Source organism: Flagellimonas sp. 2504JD1-5, assembly GCF_053618295.1.
In genome coordinates, this window is record NZ_JBSIOU010000001.1 from 535,752 (window position 1) to 551,620 (window position 15,869).

Annotated in this window: 16 protein-coding genes and 1 tRNA gene; 9 read left to right on the top strand and 8 right to left on the bottom strand. The window is 39.6% G+C overall.

Translation table 11 applies throughout. The annotated features are described in order from the left end of the window. Nucleotides 1-4: 4 nt before the first annotated feature. The 4 genes from ACULLG_RS02390 to ACULLG_RS02405 all read left to right on the top strand — a co-directional run bounded on the left by ACULLG_RS02390 (nucleotide 5) and on the right by ACULLG_RS02405 (nucleotide 4,588). Complete coding sequence (locus ACULLG_RS02390) at nucleotides 5-1,711, top strand: SusD/RagB family nutrient-binding outer membrane lipoprotein (protein ID WP_452125169.1); 1,707 nt, start codon at nucleotides 5-7, stop codon at nucleotides 1,709-1,711. Between the two features lie 11 nt (nucleotides 1,712-1,722). Then, nucleotides 1,723-2,604, top strand: coding sequence for a hypothetical protein (locus ACULLG_RS02395; RefSeq protein ID WP_452125170.1), 882 nt, complete (start codon nucleotides 1,723-1,725; stop codon nucleotides 2,602-2,604). A 262-nt stretch (nucleotides 2,605-2,866) separates the two neighbouring features. Continuing rightward, on the top strand, nucleotides 2,867-4,042 hold the full coding sequence (locus tag ACULLG_RS02400) for a DUF4249 domain-containing protein (RefSeq protein WP_452125171.1): 1,176 nt from the start codon (nucleotides 2,867-2,869) through the stop codon (nucleotides 4,040-4,042). A gap of 24 nt (nucleotides 4,043-4,066) precedes the next feature. Then, nucleotides 4,067-4,588, top strand: coding sequence for a hypothetical protein (locus ACULLG_RS02405; RefSeq protein WP_452125172.1), 522 nt, complete (start codon nucleotides 4,067-4,069; stop codon nucleotides 4,586-4,588). Nucleotides 4,589-4,648: 60 nt separating this feature from the next. Here the strand turns inward: ACULLG_RS02405 and ACULLG_RS02410 are convergent, their stop codons facing one another. Genes ACULLG_RS02410 through ACULLG_RS02425 form a run of 4 tightly spaced genes read right to left on the bottom strand, consistent with a single transcriptional unit; the run spans nucleotide 4,649 to nucleotide 7,379 of the window. After that, a complete protein-coding gene (locus ACULLG_RS02410) occupies nucleotides 4,649-5,269 on the bottom strand; it encodes a DinB family protein (protein WP_452125173.1) in 621 nt (206 codons plus the stop codon). A gap of 16 nt (nucleotides 5,270-5,285) precedes the next feature. Beyond that, nucleotides 5,286-5,705, bottom strand: a complete 420-nt coding sequence (locus ACULLG_RS02415) for a VOC family protein (protein WP_452125174.1) — start codon at nucleotides 5,703-5,705, stop codon at nucleotides 5,286-5,288. A 56-nt stretch (nucleotides 5,706-5,761) separates the two neighbouring features. After that, nucleotides 5,762-7,030 carry an RNA polymerase sigma factor gene (locus ACULLG_RS02420; RefSeq protein ID WP_452125175.1) on the bottom strand — a complete coding sequence of 423 codons (1,269 nt, stop codon included), beginning with the start codon at nucleotides 7,028-7,030 and terminating at the stop codon, nucleotides 5,762-5,764. After that, on the bottom strand, nucleotides 7,011-7,379 hold the full coding sequence (locus tag ACULLG_RS02425; protein ID WP_452125176.1) for a YciI family protein: 369 nt from the start codon (nucleotides 7,377-7,379) through the stop codon (nucleotides 7,011-7,013). The genes ACULLG_RS02420 and ACULLG_RS02425 overlap by 20 nt, the downstream gene beginning before the upstream one ends. Nucleotides 7,380-7,496: 117 nt before the next feature. Between ACULLG_RS02425 and ACULLG_RS02430 the strand changes: the two genes are divergently transcribed. Further along, nucleotides 7,497-7,826: a YciI family protein gene (locus ACULLG_RS02430; protein ID WP_452125177.1), complete on the top strand. Its 330-nt coding sequence runs from the start codon at nucleotides 7,497-7,499 to the stop codon at nucleotides 7,824-7,826. Nucleotides 7,827-8,247: 421 nt separating this feature from the next. Here ACULLG_RS02430 and ACULLG_RS02435 read toward each other — a convergent pair. Together ACULLG_RS02435 and ACULLG_RS02440 are read right to left on the bottom strand one after the other, a co-directional pair. Further along, nucleotides 8,248-8,321, bottom strand: a tRNA-Ala gene (locus ACULLG_RS02435). Nucleotides 8,322-8,386: 65 nt separating this feature from the next. Then, a complete protein-coding gene (locus ACULLG_RS02440) occupies nucleotides 8,387-9,181 on the bottom strand; it encodes a universal stress protein (protein WP_452125178.1) in 795 nt (264 codons plus the stop codon). A gap of 53 nt (nucleotides 9,182-9,234) precedes the next feature. Between ACULLG_RS02440 and ACULLG_RS02445 the strand changes: the two genes are divergently transcribed. The 4 genes from ACULLG_RS02445 to ACULLG_RS02460 all read left to right on the top strand — a co-directional run bounded on the left by ACULLG_RS02445 (nucleotide 9,235) and on the right by ACULLG_RS02460 (nucleotide 12,867). Further along, nucleotides 9,235-9,735, top strand: coding sequence for a GNAT family N-acetyltransferase (locus tag ACULLG_RS02445; RefSeq protein WP_452125179.1), 501 nt, complete (start codon nucleotides 9,235-9,237; stop codon nucleotides 9,733-9,735). 12 nt (nucleotides 9,736-9,747) lie between these two features. Then, nucleotides 9,748-11,082, top strand: coding sequence for an MATE family efflux transporter (locus ACULLG_RS02450; RefSeq protein WP_452125180.1), 1,335 nt, complete (start codon nucleotides 9,748-9,750; stop codon nucleotides 11,080-11,082). A gap of 117 nt (nucleotides 11,083-11,199) precedes the next feature. Further along, nucleotides 11,200-11,967 carry an enoyl-CoA hydratase/isomerase family protein gene (locus ACULLG_RS02455; protein ID WP_452125181.1) on the top strand — a complete coding sequence of 256 codons (768 nt, stop codon included), beginning with the start codon at nucleotides 11,200-11,202 and terminating at the stop codon, nucleotides 11,965-11,967. Nucleotides 11,968-12,099: 132 nt separating this feature from the next. Beyond that, a complete protein-coding gene (locus ACULLG_RS02460) occupies nucleotides 12,100-12,867 on the top strand; it encodes a UDP-2,3-diacylglucosamine diphosphatase (RefSeq protein WP_452126523.1) in 768 nt (255 codons plus the stop codon). Here the strand turns inward: ACULLG_RS02460 and ACULLG_RS02465 are convergent. Continuing rightward, a complete protein-coding gene (locus tag ACULLG_RS02465; RefSeq protein ID WP_452125182.1) occupies nucleotides 12,864-14,120 on the bottom strand; it encodes an MFS transporter in 1,257 nt (418 codons plus the stop codon). The genes ACULLG_RS02460 and ACULLG_RS02465 overlap by 4 nt on opposite strands. A gap of 6 nt (nucleotides 14,121-14,126) precedes the next feature. Continuing rightward, entirely contained in the window at nucleotides 14,127-15,860 is a 1,734-nt protein-coding gene (recJ, locus tag ACULLG_RS02470; RefSeq protein WP_452125183.1) for a single-stranded-DNA-specific exonuclease RecJ, read from the bottom strand. Nucleotides 15,861-15,869: the final 9 nt, after the last annotated feature.

Sequence of the window (15,869 nt, forward strand, 5' to 3'; positions counted from 1 at the left end):
AGTTATGAAGAAATATACATATATAATAGGCGGGTTGTTGTTGATTTCCGCATTGTTTACCTCTTGCGAAACATTGGAGCTGGACATCGTTGAAAATCCAAATGCCCTTGTCCCGGAACAAGCCAGCGTTGACTTTTTCCTTAACTCAATTCAAGAAGATTTTGTTCGGCAATTTGAAGGAGATGCCGATAATGACATCAATGATAATTGGGCCTCTGGAGGAAATACTGATGGAGATGGTTTAAATGAATTGGGGATGGAAATAACCAGAATGGTAAACATGAATGGGAGGAACTACGCCAGCGTTTACCAGGCGAGCGACGTTGATGATGAATGGGACAATTGTTATCGAGGGATAATCGCAGATATAAGGGCTATGACCCCCTTGGCTGTAGAAGAGGGAAAATTACGACATATCGGGATTGCCCAATTTATTGAAGCTTTCCTCATGGTGACCATGGTTGATTTTTATGGTGATGTGCCATATTCTGAAATTATCCAGGCTACCGAAGGTGTATTTAACCCCTCATTGGATTCAGGGGAGGAAATATACAATCAAGCTCTTGACCTAATAGATCAGGCAATAGCCAATTTCAATTCAGACAGTGTAGATCCTACTGTTGATTTCTATTTCGACAATGACTTCGACAAATGGATTTTGGCCGCAAACACATTAAAAATGAAGATATTTCTGCAGCGAAGACTAGTTGATTCGGGTGCTATAGCTAGTTTCAACGGACTTATTGCTGCTGGAAATTACATTCAGGATACAGCGGACGATTTTGTATACAGATGGCCGGGAACTAATGCCAGCCAACCAGATGCAAGACATCCAAGATACGGACTGAATTATGCTGCCGGTGGTGCAAGCGAATATATGTCAAATTGGTTCATGTTTTTGTTGGATAGCACAAATGACCCTCGGACACGATACTATTTTTATAGACAAAATTCCGCAGTTCCAGGAGCAGAAATTGATCCTGATGAGGAATTGTTAAGCTGCTCTCTGGAAACAGCGCCACAACATTATATCGACGGGAATTTCACCTTTTGTTGGCTTGACAATGGTTTTTGGGGAAGAGATCATGGCGACACTGATGGCATACCCCCGGATGGTTTAAGAAGGGCAGTTTATGGAACATACCCTGTTGGTGGAAGGTTCGACGATGATGCTTTCGAAGCCGTTTCAGCAACCGCTGGTGCGGGCGGGAATGGGATTACAAATTTGCTTACCGCATTTGGTGTTGACTTTATGAGGGCTGAGGTTGCTATGGTATCGGGGGATGAGGCAAGTGCCGAACAGTTTTTGCTGGCTGCTTTCGATAAATCCGTGGCCAAGGTTCAAAACTTCTTGGTTGGTCGTGAGGCAGGTTCAGATCTTTCTTTTGAACCTTCAGCAGCAGATATCACGACATATCGGACCACACTTCAAAACAACTTTCAAGCTGCAGACACAGATGGCAAGTGGGATATTTTAGGAGAACAATACTTTATTGCCCATTTTGGCAATGGGGTGGAGCCCTATAATTTTTATAGAAGAACAGGTTTTCCAAGAACGCTACAACCCAACTTGGAACCCAACCCTGGTGATGTGATTAGATCCTTGTACTATCCATCCGATGCCGTTAACAACAACTCCAGTATCAGCCAAAAATCAAGCCATACAGAACCCGTATTCTGGGATACCAATGGCTCACTTATCGCTAACTAAAAATGATTAAGATGAAATATTTAATATCCAATATAAAATTGCTTGCCTTATATATGTTTTTGGCAATGTGCATAATATCTTGTTCCGAAGACGATAAACTTAGTTTGGAAATTCAGGACACAGTGGAAAGGGGAGCGGTCATAAGAACAATATCCATTGTAAGTGGTGACTTTAACATTTTTGACTCGAGTTCGATATTTGAAGTTATAATTGAAGAACAAGACCTTGAGGATGGAGCCTTACTTTCTGATGTCGATGTTTACCTTAGTTTTGTGGATAATTCAGAGGATAATGGTTCTACTTCGGCAGATGAACGCCTGTTTACCACTTTGGGTGCATCATCATTTAGTTTTGGTGATAATGGCCTCCCAAGGTCCAGCTTTTCCATGACACTTGAAGAAGCATTGAGCTCTCTTGGAATTACAAATGACCCTTCTTCGGTTACCGGAGGTGATGAGGTCAATATCCGGATGGTTTTGAATTTGACCGATGGCAGATCATTTACAGATGTAAATGCTTCTGGAAATGTGTCGGGCGGTTCCTTTTTCTCTTCGCCCTATGTATATCGTGCAGGAATTAAATGTATTCCAGTGCAACCATTTACTGGAAACTATACTTTAGAAGTAAGCGATAGCTTTGGAGATGGTTGGGATGGAGCTTTTATTACGGTCAATATTGATGGAGACACCACAGATTATACCATTACTAGTGGTTCTGCAGGAAGTTTTGATATAAATGTACCGGACGGAACCCAAGAGTTGGTGTGGACCTATACCCCTGGAAATTTTGAAAGCGAGCATTCCTTCGAACTTTTTGGGCCAAACGGTGAGGTAGCCGCTGCAGGTGGCCCTGGACCAACACCTGGCGAAATTGTGCTTAATATATGTGAATAGCATATAGGTTTTAATAGTTGAAAGCAGCCTGTATAAGGCTGCTTTTTTTTATATGTAACCAAGCGCAACCACATACGTACACTCACAACAAAATTAGGGTCGTTGAGCACAAAAATCCGCCGTTCGGAGCAATGTTGATTTACCTTTAAACTATATAAATCTAGAAAGAGTTTTGTTCTCGTTTTAGATTAATGAATTAGCTAAAAACATAGGCCGGACCAACCGGCCTATGTTTGTCTAAAACACATCCACTTGCTTGATCATGCGCTTTCTTTTTGTTTTACTTTCTGTATGTATGCTAAGTTGTGTGGAAGAAATAAGTCCCTCATTTATTGATTTTGAAGATCTGCTGGTGGTTGAGGCAACCATTACAGATAACCGTTCCAAGCAAAGAGTTTTTCTGTCAAGATCCATTAAGTTCAAGGGTAGCATTCAACCCGAGGTTAATGCAAAGGTTAGCGTAGTTGAAGATTCGGGACTTGTTCACAATTTTGAAGAAGTTACCGATGGAACCTATATATCACAAAATGAATTCAATGCCGAACCCGATGTTTTGTACACCCTCAAAATAAATACGAACAATAACAAGCAATATGAATCTGAAATTGAGTCCCTGACATTGAGCAACCCTCTGGATAGTTTAACCGCCAGAAGAATCATAAACGACGATGGTGTAGATGGTATCGCAATATTTGTCAACAGTTCTGATGAAACAGGTCCTCTAAAAAACTATAGATATACCTATGAAGAAACGTTTAAAATAATTGCACCCAAATGGAACCCTTCCACACTTATTCCTGCGGACGATTTTAAGTGCGCAATGGAATTGGCACCCAATACCGAGCTGGAAAAAATCTGCTACGGATTCAATTTATCTAACAACATAATACAAACTTCCACTAAATCATTTGCGACTGATGTTGTTGAGAACTTTATGGTTCACTTTATTCCTGCTGATAGCTATATCCTATCGCACCGGTACAGCATTTTGGTCAGACAATTTGTGCAAACTGATTTTGGCTATTCCTTTTACCGTACATTAAACCAATTGTCGACCTCCGAATCTCTTTTGTCAGAAACCCAAAATGGTTTCGTACAGGGGAACATTAAATCATTGAATAACCCATCTGAGCAAGTGTTGGGTTATTTTGAAGTGAGTTCGATGTCTGAACAACGTATTTTTTTCAATTTCACAGACTTCTATGAAGGTGAACCACTTCCGCCCTATGTAGATCCCTGTATAGAAATTGCACCCCCCTTGCTTACCTCCGGAGGCGATTGTTTTCTTGAGCACTTTTTCGAGACGGGATTGTTAAGTTTTGTTTCAAAAAATGGGAAGATAGCTGAAGGAGAAGGGCCATTTCTGGTCGCCCCACGAGTTTGTGGCGATTGTAGGCTATTGGGGTCTGAAACAGTCCCAGAGTTTTGGGAAGAATAGAAATGAATTTTAAATCCAATAATCATGATACGAAGTATTAAAACAATGTCGATTGCATTTATCTTAATAGCTTCCTTGGGGATGGCACAAGAAACGCCCATTCAAAAATTTAAGGAATTCACAAAGAAAGTCTGGAAAGCCCAAGGAAAATGGGGTAATCAATCCAAGTTTATGCAAACCATTGAATTCAACTTTGCCCTTGATAGTGCTATTGTTATTGCCAATTCCACTGGATATACGGACTTACAGCAACTGGAAGTTGGTCAAAGGAACCATGGAATTCGATGGTTCGACAAAGAACAAAACAAAATACTTTTTTCTGAGTTCGATGTTTTTGGAGGGGCAACCCACGGAGAGGTAGAATTTGAAGGAAACAACGTTATGTATCGATATAAATATGGAGGAACGGATGTTACCGATATGTGGGAATTTGTAAATGACAGCACCTATAATTTTAAAGTAGGTATTTACGAAAAAGGGACCTGGAAGGCCATATTTCTTAATACCAGGTTTAAAGGAAAACAGAAAGGGCAGTCCGATGACTAGGACAGAAAAAGGCCGAAAGTTTTCGGTCTTAAGACATGATGATTTTGTTAAAAATCTAATCTATTTGGTCTTCTTTTCTGGTTGTATTTCATTTAGTATTTCCTGTATTTGCATGACATGGCGGTACGAATGGGCCGCTGCAATTATAAATTGTTGATAGGCATCTGCTTCCCCATACGGGTATGGCCCAAAAAGGTGTCTCAAATCTGATTTGGTCTCCGTTAGCAATTGAATCATTGCTGTCCTTGCAATTTTGATTTCCTTTAGAAAATCGGCTTTACCCTTATGCCTGTTTTTCTCCATAGGCTCAAAAGGCTTTGCAGTGCCCACCTTTTTTGTGCGATCTGTTATATATGTGATTATTAAGCCATCATTTGCGCTCAAGTCCTTAGATAAATTGGGCTTGTTGGTTTTGAGCATTTTTTTTATTTCGGCAAGAAGCACAGGTTCTACCAATGCCAGGTGTTCTAAACAATTTAATATGGACCATCCGCCATCCTTAGGAACAATTCGTAAATCGCTTTCGTTTATTGGTTCCAAGGTGGCCTCTAATTCCTCCCAAGTTCTATGCAACATATCAAGGGCGAGCTTTTTATCCAATATATTTTGGATATTGTTTTGAGCTGAGGCTGTGTAGGCCAACATAAATGTCATGAATATAAATAAGATACCTTTCTTCATAGTGTAATAATTAAGGTTAATTTTTTTCCATTCTAAAAACCTGTCCCCCAGGTGCTTGAAAGTATATTTCTTCTCGTTCTGGATAGTCCTTGAAAACCTTCGCTTTGGAGTCCCTAATCTTATCTGCTAAGGCCTTAAAGTCTTTTACATGAATTCTTATCCACAAGGCTTTCATAAAATCTTCTGGGGTCGGTGCATTTTGATTTTGATAAATGATGTTCAACCTAAAACCATTGGAAAATGTTAAGTAATCTCTTGGCACCTTAGATTTTGGTGTATGAAGCTCCATGCCAAGCACATCCTTATAAAAACTGCGAACGGTCATGGTGTCCTTGATATGATGGTTGATTTTCAGATTTCCTAGATTTACATCTGAATATTGGGCATTTAGGCCATATCCTGAAATAAGTAAGAATAGTAAAATAGGGTACTTCATCACTTTGTTTACAATAAAGACATCCTTAATCACCTTTCGGGGACTAAAAAATGACTTTATTCACCCAAATAATCACTAAGCTTTTTTCTTTTCTTTTGGAGAAGGGCTTTCTCCTGATTGGAATTGGTAAGGGACAAGGACTTCTCCAGAGCTTGTATCGCAAGGTCGTACTGCTCGACCTTTCCGTAAAGTTCCCCTAATGTTGCATATAATAGGTAATTGGAATTTAGCTGTTTATTTGTTTTTAAACGTTCCAGTTCTATGATAGCTTCATCGGTTCCACCCAACATATTTTTTACAATGGCCAGATTAAGTAGGATGACCGGGGTGGGCTTTAGCTTGTACAATTGAACATATTGAGATAGTATTAAATCCCAATTTGTGCTTTCAAAATCTGATGAGATACAATGTTCCGCGGCTATTGCCGCCTCTAAATGATAAGCAGATAGCTGATTTCCATTTGATGCCTCCGATAAATGGTACATCCCGGCCTTTATAAGTTCTTTGCTCCACAACTTGCGATCTTGGTCTTTAAAAAGAACAATGGCCCCCTCCTCATCAATTCTGCTATCGAACCTTGCGCTGTGAAAACACATTAGGGCAAATAATGCGTTGGCCCTGGGATTATTGGGATTCTGATTTAGGATGAGCTTAGTCAACCTCATTGCCTCAAAACAAACTTCCCTTCTGATCACGCTTTTGTTTACCGACGAATTGTACCCTGCGTTATAAAGAATGTAAAGAACATTGCAGATTACATTGGCATGCCGGGAAAGTAATTTTTCCTTTGGCGATGAAAGGTTGAGTTCTTGAAGACGGATACTGTTTTTGGCTCTAAAAAGCCTTTTTTTTACCGTTTCTTCCGGTATCAATAACGCTTGGGAAAGTTCTTTGCGACTAAAACCACAAAGGCAACTTAGAATAAAGACAATTTTGCTGTTGACAGGAAGATCAAGATTACAACACACCACCATAATCCGGAGCATACCATCCTCAATTTCCTGATTCAAATGTATTTGAGCCTCATTTTCAGAGTAATCCTCTACCAATTTGGCAACGTTTATCTGGGTGTTTCTACTTTCCTTTTTTACAAGATTAAGAGCTTTGTTCCGCGCTACTACAAATATCCAGGCTTCGGGATTTTCTGGTATTCCACTGTATGCCCATTTTTGGAATGCCACTGACAGTGTTTCCTGAACTATGTCTTCCGCGTTTTCCAAAAAGTTAAAACCAAACTTATTGGTCAAATAGGAGACCATTTTTCCGTACTCCGTACGAAACAGCTTTTCTATTACAACCTTGATTTCACTTTTTTGGGGTTTCATGCTCATTGGGGCCTTTGAACATAGGTCGAATGGAAATTTGAAACTCATCACTCAGCGGACATTGTTGGGCAATTGCGGTAGCGTCATCAAGGTTTATCGCCCTAACAATAATATACCCCCCGATAATTTCCTTGGGCTCAAGAAAGGGGCCATCACTGATAACGGTTTCCTTATCTGTTAGGAAGTGGCCACTATTATCCAATCTGTGTCCTTTTATAAACTGCTTTTTTTCCACTAACTGGTTCATCCAATTCACATATTTCTCCATATGTTGCTTTAGCATTTCTGGTGACTCGTCCTGATATCCACTTCCGTGGATCAATAATAGAAATTCCTGCACTTCTGACATTTTTAAATGATACTTAACAATTTACTCTATAAAAACAAAAAACACCAATAAATGGGGACATAAGTGTCCCCCAATCCAAATATTCATTGTCCTTAAATAAAATGTAAAAGAATTTAAATGGAATTTATTTTGATTGTCAAGAGCAAGGGAGAAGAACCATCCCTTGCAGAAATGCAAGAATTGATAAACGACTATGCTCCGTGGATGCATCATTATTCAGAATCGGGGAACTACCTTAGTGGGAGTCCTTTTCACAAGGAAGGAGCTCTTGTTAATGGCAAAGGAGATTACAAGTTTGACGGGGATTTTTTGAACGGACCAAATTTAATTACCGGCTATATCCATATAGAGGCTGAAACATTACATGATGCCATACAAATTGCGGACGAATGCCCTCTATTAGCTTTTAATTCCATAGTGGTAATGCCCATTTTGGAAATGAAATAGGAATTTTCTTAAACGGTTTTGAGCTTCCAATAGATTATATCATTTAGCACAAAGCACATCAGGGCTTAAATGTTGATTTAAAGTCTGATATAGTTTTGATAAGTTATTACTCATATTGATTTATAAAACTCTGAAAACGAATCAACTTAAAAAATAATCAAAGAAATGCACAAAAGAGAAAATCATGGGTCTTCGCCAGAGCCCCACTCTTCAACATCATTAGCCTAATTTTTATATGTAATCCTATCTAAGGGATTTTAGGATACAAAAACGACACCATCTTCAGTAAAGATAGCCAATGAATATTGCTATTGTATCAATCTATTTCAAATTTAATGTACATGCTATTTTGCGTGCAAATTGCGTGCAAATGAAAAGAGCTTCAAAAGTTAAAAACTCTTGAAGCCCTTTAATTACTGAGTGGAGAATACCGGAGTCGAACCGGTGACCTCTTGCCTGCCAGGCAAGCGCTCTAGCCAGCTGAGCTAATCCCCCGTTTAGAGCGTCGCAAAGGAAAGACATTTTTATAAAGTTTCAAAATGGAACTTATCACCCTTCAGCTATTTTTTAACGCTTAACACCAATACTGGAATAGGAACAAAAAATTCGGACTTGGGAACGGTGTTCTTCTCCCAGAGTTTCTTAAAAAAGCCGCGTTTTCTTCTAAAAACGCATAACAAATCCGGCTGTTGTTTTTGAAAATGTTCCAAAACTCCCAAATAGGTTGTCCCCTGCTCCGTAATAATCAATTGCTCACTGATATCCAATAAAGCTGTGTTTACCTGAAGGTCTTCTTCGGAATAACCCGGTCTTTTTACCAACAATAGATTAATCTTGGATCTAAACTTATCCTTAATGGACATTAGAGGATTCAAAATCCTATTCCTTTTTAAAATGCCTGATCCAAACGCAGTCAACACAGTGCCCATTGGCTTAAACTGAGTTCCTTTGGGCACAATCAATGTCGGGATATTGGTTTGTTTTACTATTCTCCCTGTTGTGTTCCCTAGATAAAGTTCTTCTTGTATGTCATTGCTTCGTGGGGCAATGATGATTAAATCTATTCCAAGCTCCTTGTTAATATCATTTAGACCATCAATAATATCACCATTATAAGTTGCTATCTTCAGTTCTACATTTTTAGTGTCAACCTCTTCAATAACTTCCTTGATATATTCTTTACTGCTTTTTGCTACCTTCTCTTTCACATTTGCCAAACTCCCGGCAACTGAAGAAATAGAAAATACATCCATAACAAAAACCTTTGCTCCAAAGTTCGATGCAAAATCAGTAGCATATTGAAGTGTCTCGTTTGCATTGGGCGATGTGCCTATCGGTACCAGTATATTATTCATGGTTTGGTGGTTATGATTATAGCTTAAATTTACAATTTAATTGAAACCAATCGATGATTAGACACGCAAAGATATCCGAAATCGATCATATCCTTACCATAACACGGGCTTGTGCGAATAAAATGATTCAAATGGGAATTTTTCAATGGAACGAACATTATCCAACCAAAAATGCCTTTTTGAACGACCTAAAAAGAGAAGAGCTATTTGTAAAAGAACATGATGGAAAGGTAATTGGCGCAATCGTTATTTCAACACATATGGATGATGAATATATTCCGATTCAATGGTTAACTCCTAATGGGAACAGTACTTATATTCATCGTGTATGCATTGCTCCAGAATTCCAGGGCATGGGATTCGCACAAGAACTTATGGATTATGCAGAGGCATATTCCCGTGAAAACAATTTTATATCAGTGCGTCTCGACACCTTTTCCCAAAATAAACGAAACCAGAAATTTTATGAGCAAAGAGGTTACAAAAGATTGGGGGACATCTTCTTTCCCAAACAAAGCACCCATCCTTTTCATTGTTATGAATTAGTGCTGTAACTTGCGCTGACTTTGAAAACAGTAGTCAATTTTAAAACTATAAACCAGCTTGCAGTCCCTGCGACCATTTCTGGTATTGCGGAGCCCATTCTTTCCATTACAGATACGGCAATTGTAGGTAATATTCCCGTTGATGGACTTGAATCACTGGCTGCAGCAGGAATTGTAGGCTCTTTTCTCTCTATGCTCATCTGGGTTTTGGGGCAAACTCGAAGTTCCATTTCAGCGATAATTTCACAATATCTTGGCGCCGGAAAATTGGAAGAAGTTAAAAACCTTCCCGCACAGGCTATTTTTTTCAACATTTTGTTGAGTATCGTCCTTTTGCTTTCTACCATTTTCATTGTCGAGGAAATCTTCAGTTCGTTCGAAGCAAGCGGGAAAATATTGGAATACTGTATCTCATATTATTCCATTCGGGTATGGGGGTTTCCACTTACACTATTCACTTTTGCCATTTTTGGAATCTTCCGGGGGCTTCAAAATACCTTTTACCCCATGATAATTGCGATAATTGGTGCTGTACTCAATATTATTTTAGATTTCATTTTTGTTTATGGTATTGATGGGTTCATTCCTGCTATGTACTTGGACGGGGCAGCTTGGGCCAGTCTTATCTCTCAAGCTGTAATGGCCATTTTGGTCTTTATCCTATTGCTCAAGAAAACAGATATAAGCTTAAAACTTGTATTTCCACTAAACAAAGAGCTCAAGCGATTGGTTTTTATGAGCCTTAACCTATTTGTACGCGCATTGGCCCTAAATGCAGCATTGATTATTGCCGTGCGAGAGGCCACCTCACTTGGAGATCGTTTCATTGGAGCGCATACAATTGCCATCAACCTTTGGTTGTTCGCTGCTTTTTTTATTGATGGATATGGCGCGGCAGGTAATAGCATGGGAGGAAAGCTATTGGGCGCAAAAGATTACAAAGGGCTTTGGAAACTCGCCAAGAAAATCATCACTTATGGAATGATTATCAGTGTTATTTTAATGTTGTTAGGGTTCATCTTTTATAGACCTATCGGACACATTTTTTCAAATGAAATGATTGTTTTGAATACTTTTTACGGAATCTTCTTCATCGTCATACTTGGACTTCCAATGAACACACTAGCCTTTGTGTTTGACGGCCTTTTTAAGGGCTTGGGTGAAATGAAATATTTACGAAATGTATTGCTTTCAGCTACTTTTTTAGGCTTTATTCCAACCTTATATATAGGTAAATATTTAGGCTGGGGATTTTATGCCATTTGGATTGCATTTGTGGTTTGGATGCTGATTCGAGGTTTGGCTTTGGTATGGAAATTCATAAGAAAGTTCAAACCCTTGGTGCAAAACCTTTAATTTAGTGTTCTCTAATCTGGAGTTCAGAGTTCAGAGTTCAGAGTTCAGAGTTCAGACAACTGACAACCGATAATTGATAATTGATAATTGATAACTGATAATTGATAATTGAAACCAATGCCTACGGACAGAACCAACGGAAGCCTATACACCAAGATTGAAAATCGCATCGCAACTGTTGAGTTTGGCCATCCAGCAAGCAACTCATTTGTTACAGAATTATTGGCACGTCTGGCGGGTGAATTTGATAAACTGTCTATCAATGAAGATGTTTCTTTGATTATCCTAAAATCTGAAGGAGAACGGGCTTTTTGTGCAGGTGCCTCCTTTGATGAACTGGTAGCAATCTCAAATCTTGAAGAGGGGAAAGCTTTTTTCAGTGGGTTTGCCAATGTAATCAATGCGATGCGAAGATGTATAAAACCAATCATTGGAAGAGTCCAAGGTAAAACGGTTGGCGGAGGTGTGGGTTTGGCTTCGGCCTGTGATTATGTGTATGCCACTGTAGCCGCTTCCATTAAACTGTCCGAAATTTCCATTGGAATTGCACCTTTGGTCATTGCCCCTGCAGTGGAGCGAAAAATTGGAAAAGCAGGATTGGCAGAACTTTCTTTGGCTCCAACGGAATGGAAAAATGCCTATTGGGCCAAAGAAAAAGGACTGTTTTCCAAGGTGTTTGATTCAATTTCTGAAATGGACAAGGAGTTGGAGTTCCATGTCCAAAAACTTGCGTCTTCCAACCCAGAAGCCCTAACCGAAATGAAAAGAGTGCTCTGGGAGGGAACGGAACGTTGGGATACATTATTGGTGGAACGGGCTGAAGCTTCTGGAAGGCTGGCCCTATCTCCGAACACCAAAAACGCCCTTGAAAAATTTAAGAAGTGATTATTTTTATGGATATACTTTCGTTTCTAAACAGTGAAATTGTTTTCCCTTTGGTGGCCTTATTGGTTGTCATAGTTTATATTGTTACAAGAATCCGAAACCGTAGAAGGTTTAAAAGATAATACCGTGGCAATTTCCAACATCCATCTTTCAAACAACAAAAAGGTCTATTTTGCCAGTGACAATCATTTGGGTGCTCCAACATCTAAAGAAAGCTTGCCTAGGGAAAAGAAGTTTGTGGCTTGGTTGGATGCCATAAAAGATGATGCCGCTGCCCTATTTTTGATGGGAGATCTTTTCGATTTTTGGTTTGAATATAAAACCGTGGTTCCAAAAGGATTCACAAGAACCTTGGGTAAACTCGCCGAGCTATCAGACATGGGCATTCAAATCACGTATTTTGTTGGCAACCATGATTTGTGGATGAACGGCTATTTTGAGGAAGAACTCAACATTCCTGTGTACCACAAACCACAACAATTCAACATTAACAATACCTCATTTTTCATTGGGCATGGAGATGGTCTCGGGCCGGATGACAAAGGATTTAAACGCATGAAAAAGGTCTTTACCAATCCTCTGGCCAAATGGTTGTTTAAATGGTTACATCCTGACCTAGGAGTTCGATTGGGGCAACATTTATCCGTAAACAACAAAATTATTTCAGGGGATGCAGATGCTTCTTTTTTGGGAGAGGATAAGGAATGGCTTGTTCTTTATGCCAAGCGAAAATTAGAAACCCAGCATTACGATCATTTTATATTTGGACATCGCCACCTCCCTATGGAAATCAAGCTCAACGAAAAATCCACCTATACCAATTTAGGGGACTGGATTTCCTTTTTTACCTATGCTGTTTTTGATGGGGAAAAGTTAGTTCTTAAAAAGCTAGAAGATTAATCCTTTTCGTGTTCTTCGATATCTTTTTGAAGATCCAACCGTCTAAATTTTGGCGAGACTATGGCTGTTGTACCGACGGTGAGTAGTGTCATAACCCCACCAAAAACTACTGCAGGTACCGTACCCAAAAGTTTTGCAGCCACTCCGCTTTCAAAAGCGCCCAACTCATTGGAGGATCCCACAAAAATAGAATTCACAGAGGCCACTCTACCACGCATATTGTCAGGAGTTTTCAATTGCAAAATGGTCTGGCGTATGATCATGGAAACACCATCTACCGCCCCACTTAAAAACAGTGCTGCCACTGAAACCCAAAAGAGCTTTGAAATCCCAAAAACGAGAATGCAGACACCGAAAGCGAACACGGCCCACAACAATTTTTTGCCTGCCTTCTTATGTAATGGAAATCGCGTTGATCCCAACATGGTAATGGATGCTCCCACAGCCGGGGCGGCCCGTAAGATTCCGAATCCTTCGGAGCCTACATGCAAAATGTCCTGTGCATAAATCGGCAATAGGGCAACCGCACCACCAAACAACACGGCGATCATATCCAAAGTCAAGGCGCCAAGAATGGCATTACTACTAAACACAAACTTCAGTCCATCTTTTAAACTTTTAAGCACGGGTTCGCCAATGTTTGGGTTTAGTATTGGCTTTTTGGAAATCTTCAGAAGAAATAACAAAGCGGTCAACGAAAAGGCTAAAATGACACACATAGACCAATGTACTCCAATCCACCCAATCAAAAATCCGGCAATAGCAGGGCCAACCACCGCTGCCAATTGCCATGTTGAGCTACTCCAGGTCGCTGCGTTCGGATAAATTTTCTTGGGAACGATCAATGCAATCAGTGAAAAAACGGTTGGTCCTATAAAGGCTCTGACCAATCCACCCAAAAAGACCAAAAAATAAATGGAATACAAAATGGTTCTCTGGCTAACGGATGCTTCCAAATCGGGATCACTGATCAAAAACAATCCTAAACTTATAACCGAAAAGCCCAAAATACATTTGATCAGTAGATTTCGTTTTTCTGTTTGATCTACTACATGACCGGCAAAAAGCGCCATCCCCACAGCTGGAATTATCTCCATCAACCCAATTATTCCCAGTGACAATGGGTCTTTCGTCATAGAATACACTTGCCATTCAATCACAATAAATTGCATGGACCACGCAAACACCATCGCAAAGCGAACCACCAAAAAGATGTTGAATTCTCTATATCGAAGTGCTGCGTATGGATCCATAAAAGGTTATCGAATATCCCTAAGTTTTAGTTGAAGACTGACTTGCCCATTCCATTCATTTTCATCCAAGGAAAAAACAGCGTCAAATGAATTTTTTCCTTTAACTAAATCCAATTTTTGGCCCAAATTAAATCCAATGGCATCAAAAGACTTCTTTACTGCTCCTTCGACAGGCTCAGGATGACAGCTCGAAGTGGCATTTTGATTTTGGGAAACTCTACATTTCAGATGTTTCTTATCCTCACCGACTCCTTTTCCATATCCTGTGTCATTCAATTTCGCTGCCATAAAGATTGGAGTCATGTTACCCGGTCCAAAAGGAGCAAATTGTTTTAAAATTCGCATTAACTTCGAATCGATTTGGTTCAAATCAATTTTCGCGTCAATCGAAATTTCAGGTTCTAACAGCTTTGGGTCAATAGTATCTGAAACCACCTTTTCAAATTGATTTTTGAAGTTTTCATATTGCGCTTCCAAAAGTGTCAATCCAGCTGCATATTTATGGCCACCAAACTGCTCAATACAATCTGAACATCCTTCAAGAGCATTGTAAACATCAAAGCCTTTGACAGATCTTGCAGAAGCTGCCAACTTATCCCCACTTTTTGTAAATACCAAAGTTGGTCGGTAATAGGTCTCTGTTAACCTTGATGCCACAATGCCGATGACTCCTTTATGCCAGCCTTTGTCGTAAACAACTGTGGTAAATTTTTCTTCCTCCCCATTTTCCGTGATTTGTTGTAATGCTTGCTCAGTAATTTCCTTATCCAGGTTCTTTCTGTCGGAATTAAATTGTTCTATTTCACCAGCAAACTTTTGGGCAGTATTTATATCTGTTTCTTTCAGAAGATTTACGGCATGTTGTCCATGCTTCATCCTTCCAGCAGCATTGATTCTAGGAGCTATGATAAAAACCACATCGGTTATCGTGAGCTCCTTCTTTTTGATTTGATCTATAATGGCCTTAAATCCGATTCTGGGGTTTGAATTGATTACTTTCAATCCATAGTAGGCCAAAACCCTATTTTCTCCATTTATCGGAACAATATCGGCCCCTATTGCAGTAGCCACCAAATCCAGATAAGGAATCAAATTCTCAATAGTATTTCCTCTTTTTGAAGACAACGCCTGAATCAGTTTGAAGCCTACTCCGCAACCACAAAGTTCTTTATATGGATATGTACAATCCTCCCGTTTAGGGTCTAAAATTGCAACGGCATTGGGCAATATCTCTCCTGGTCTATGGTGATCGCATATGATGAAGTCTATTCCCTTTTCTTTGGCATAGGCTACCTGCTCAATTGCTTTTACTCCGCAATCCAAAGCAATTATTAAAGTAAATTCATTGTCAGAAGCAAAGTCGATTCCTTTTAAGGAAACTCCATAACCTTCACCATAACGATCTGGAATGTACGTGGCAACATTGGGATAGTTTTCTTCAAGAAAAGATGACAATAGTGCTACCGCCGTTGTTCCATCTACATCGTAATCCCCGTATACCAAAATGTTTTCGTTGTTGGCAATAGCTGATTCAATCCGTTCGACGGCTTTGTCCATGTCCTTCATCAGGAAAGGGTCGTGCAAATGTGATAATTCTGGCCGAAAAAAAAGTTTCGCTTCCTCGTATGTTGAAATGCCTCGTTGTAAGAGCAGGTGGGCAATTAGTTTATCTACTTTTAGCTCCCCTGAAAGTTGGTCAATGTCTTTTTGAAGGGGTGTAGGTTTTATGGTCCATCTCATAATCTAAGT

Coding starts and splice junctions, on each gene's coding strand:
- ACULLG_RS02440 (WP_452125178.1), bottom strand. CDS start 9,181: ATGAATAATATACTGGTACCGATAGGCACATCGCCCAATGCAAACGAG.
- ACULLG_RS02425 (WP_452125176.1), bottom strand. CDS start 7,379: ATGTCAGAAGTGCAGGAATTTCTATTATTGATCCACGGAAGTGGATAT.
- ACULLG_RS02465 (WP_452125182.1), bottom strand. CDS start 14,120: ATGGATCCATACGCAGCACTTCGATATAGAGAATTCAACATCTTTTTG.
- recJ (WP_452125183.1), bottom strand. CDS start 15,860: ATGAGATGGACCATAAAACCTACACCCCTTCAAAAAGACATTGACCAA.
- ACULLG_RS02455 (WP_452125181.1), top strand. CDS start 11,200: ATGCCTACGGACAGAACCAACGGAAGCCTATACACCAAGATTGAAAAT.
- ACULLG_RS02420 (WP_452125175.1), bottom strand. CDS start 7,030: ATGAAACCCCAAAAAAGTGAAATCAAGGTTGTAATAGAAAAGCTGTTT.
- ACULLG_RS02410 (WP_452125173.1), bottom strand. CDS start 5,269: ATGAAGAAAGGTATCTTATTTATATTCATGACATTTATGTTGGCCTAC.
- ACULLG_RS02445 (WP_452125179.1), top strand. CDS start 9,235: ATGATTAGACACGCAAAGATATCCGAAATCGATCATATCCTTACCATA.
- ACULLG_RS02405 (WP_452125172.1), top strand. CDS start 4,067: ATGATACGAAGTATTAAAACAATGTCGATTGCATTTATCTTAATAGCT.
- ACULLG_RS02390 (WP_452125169.1), top strand. CDS start 5: ATGAAGAAATATACATATATAATAGGCGGGTTGTTGTTGATTTCCGCA.
- ACULLG_RS02395 (WP_452125170.1), top strand. CDS start 1,723: ATGAAATATTTAATATCCAATATAAAATTGCTTGCCTTATATATGTTT.
- ACULLG_RS02415 (WP_452125174.1), bottom strand. CDS start 5,705: ATGAAGTACCCTATTTTACTATTCTTACTTATTTCAGGATATGGCCTA.
- ACULLG_RS02430 (WP_452125177.1), top strand. CDS start 7,497: ATGGAATTTATTTTGATTGTCAAGAGCAAGGGAGAAGAACCATCCCTT.
- ACULLG_RS02400 (WP_452125171.1), top strand. CDS start 2,867: ATGCGCTTTCTTTTTGTTTTACTTTCTGTATGTATGCTAAGTTGTGTG.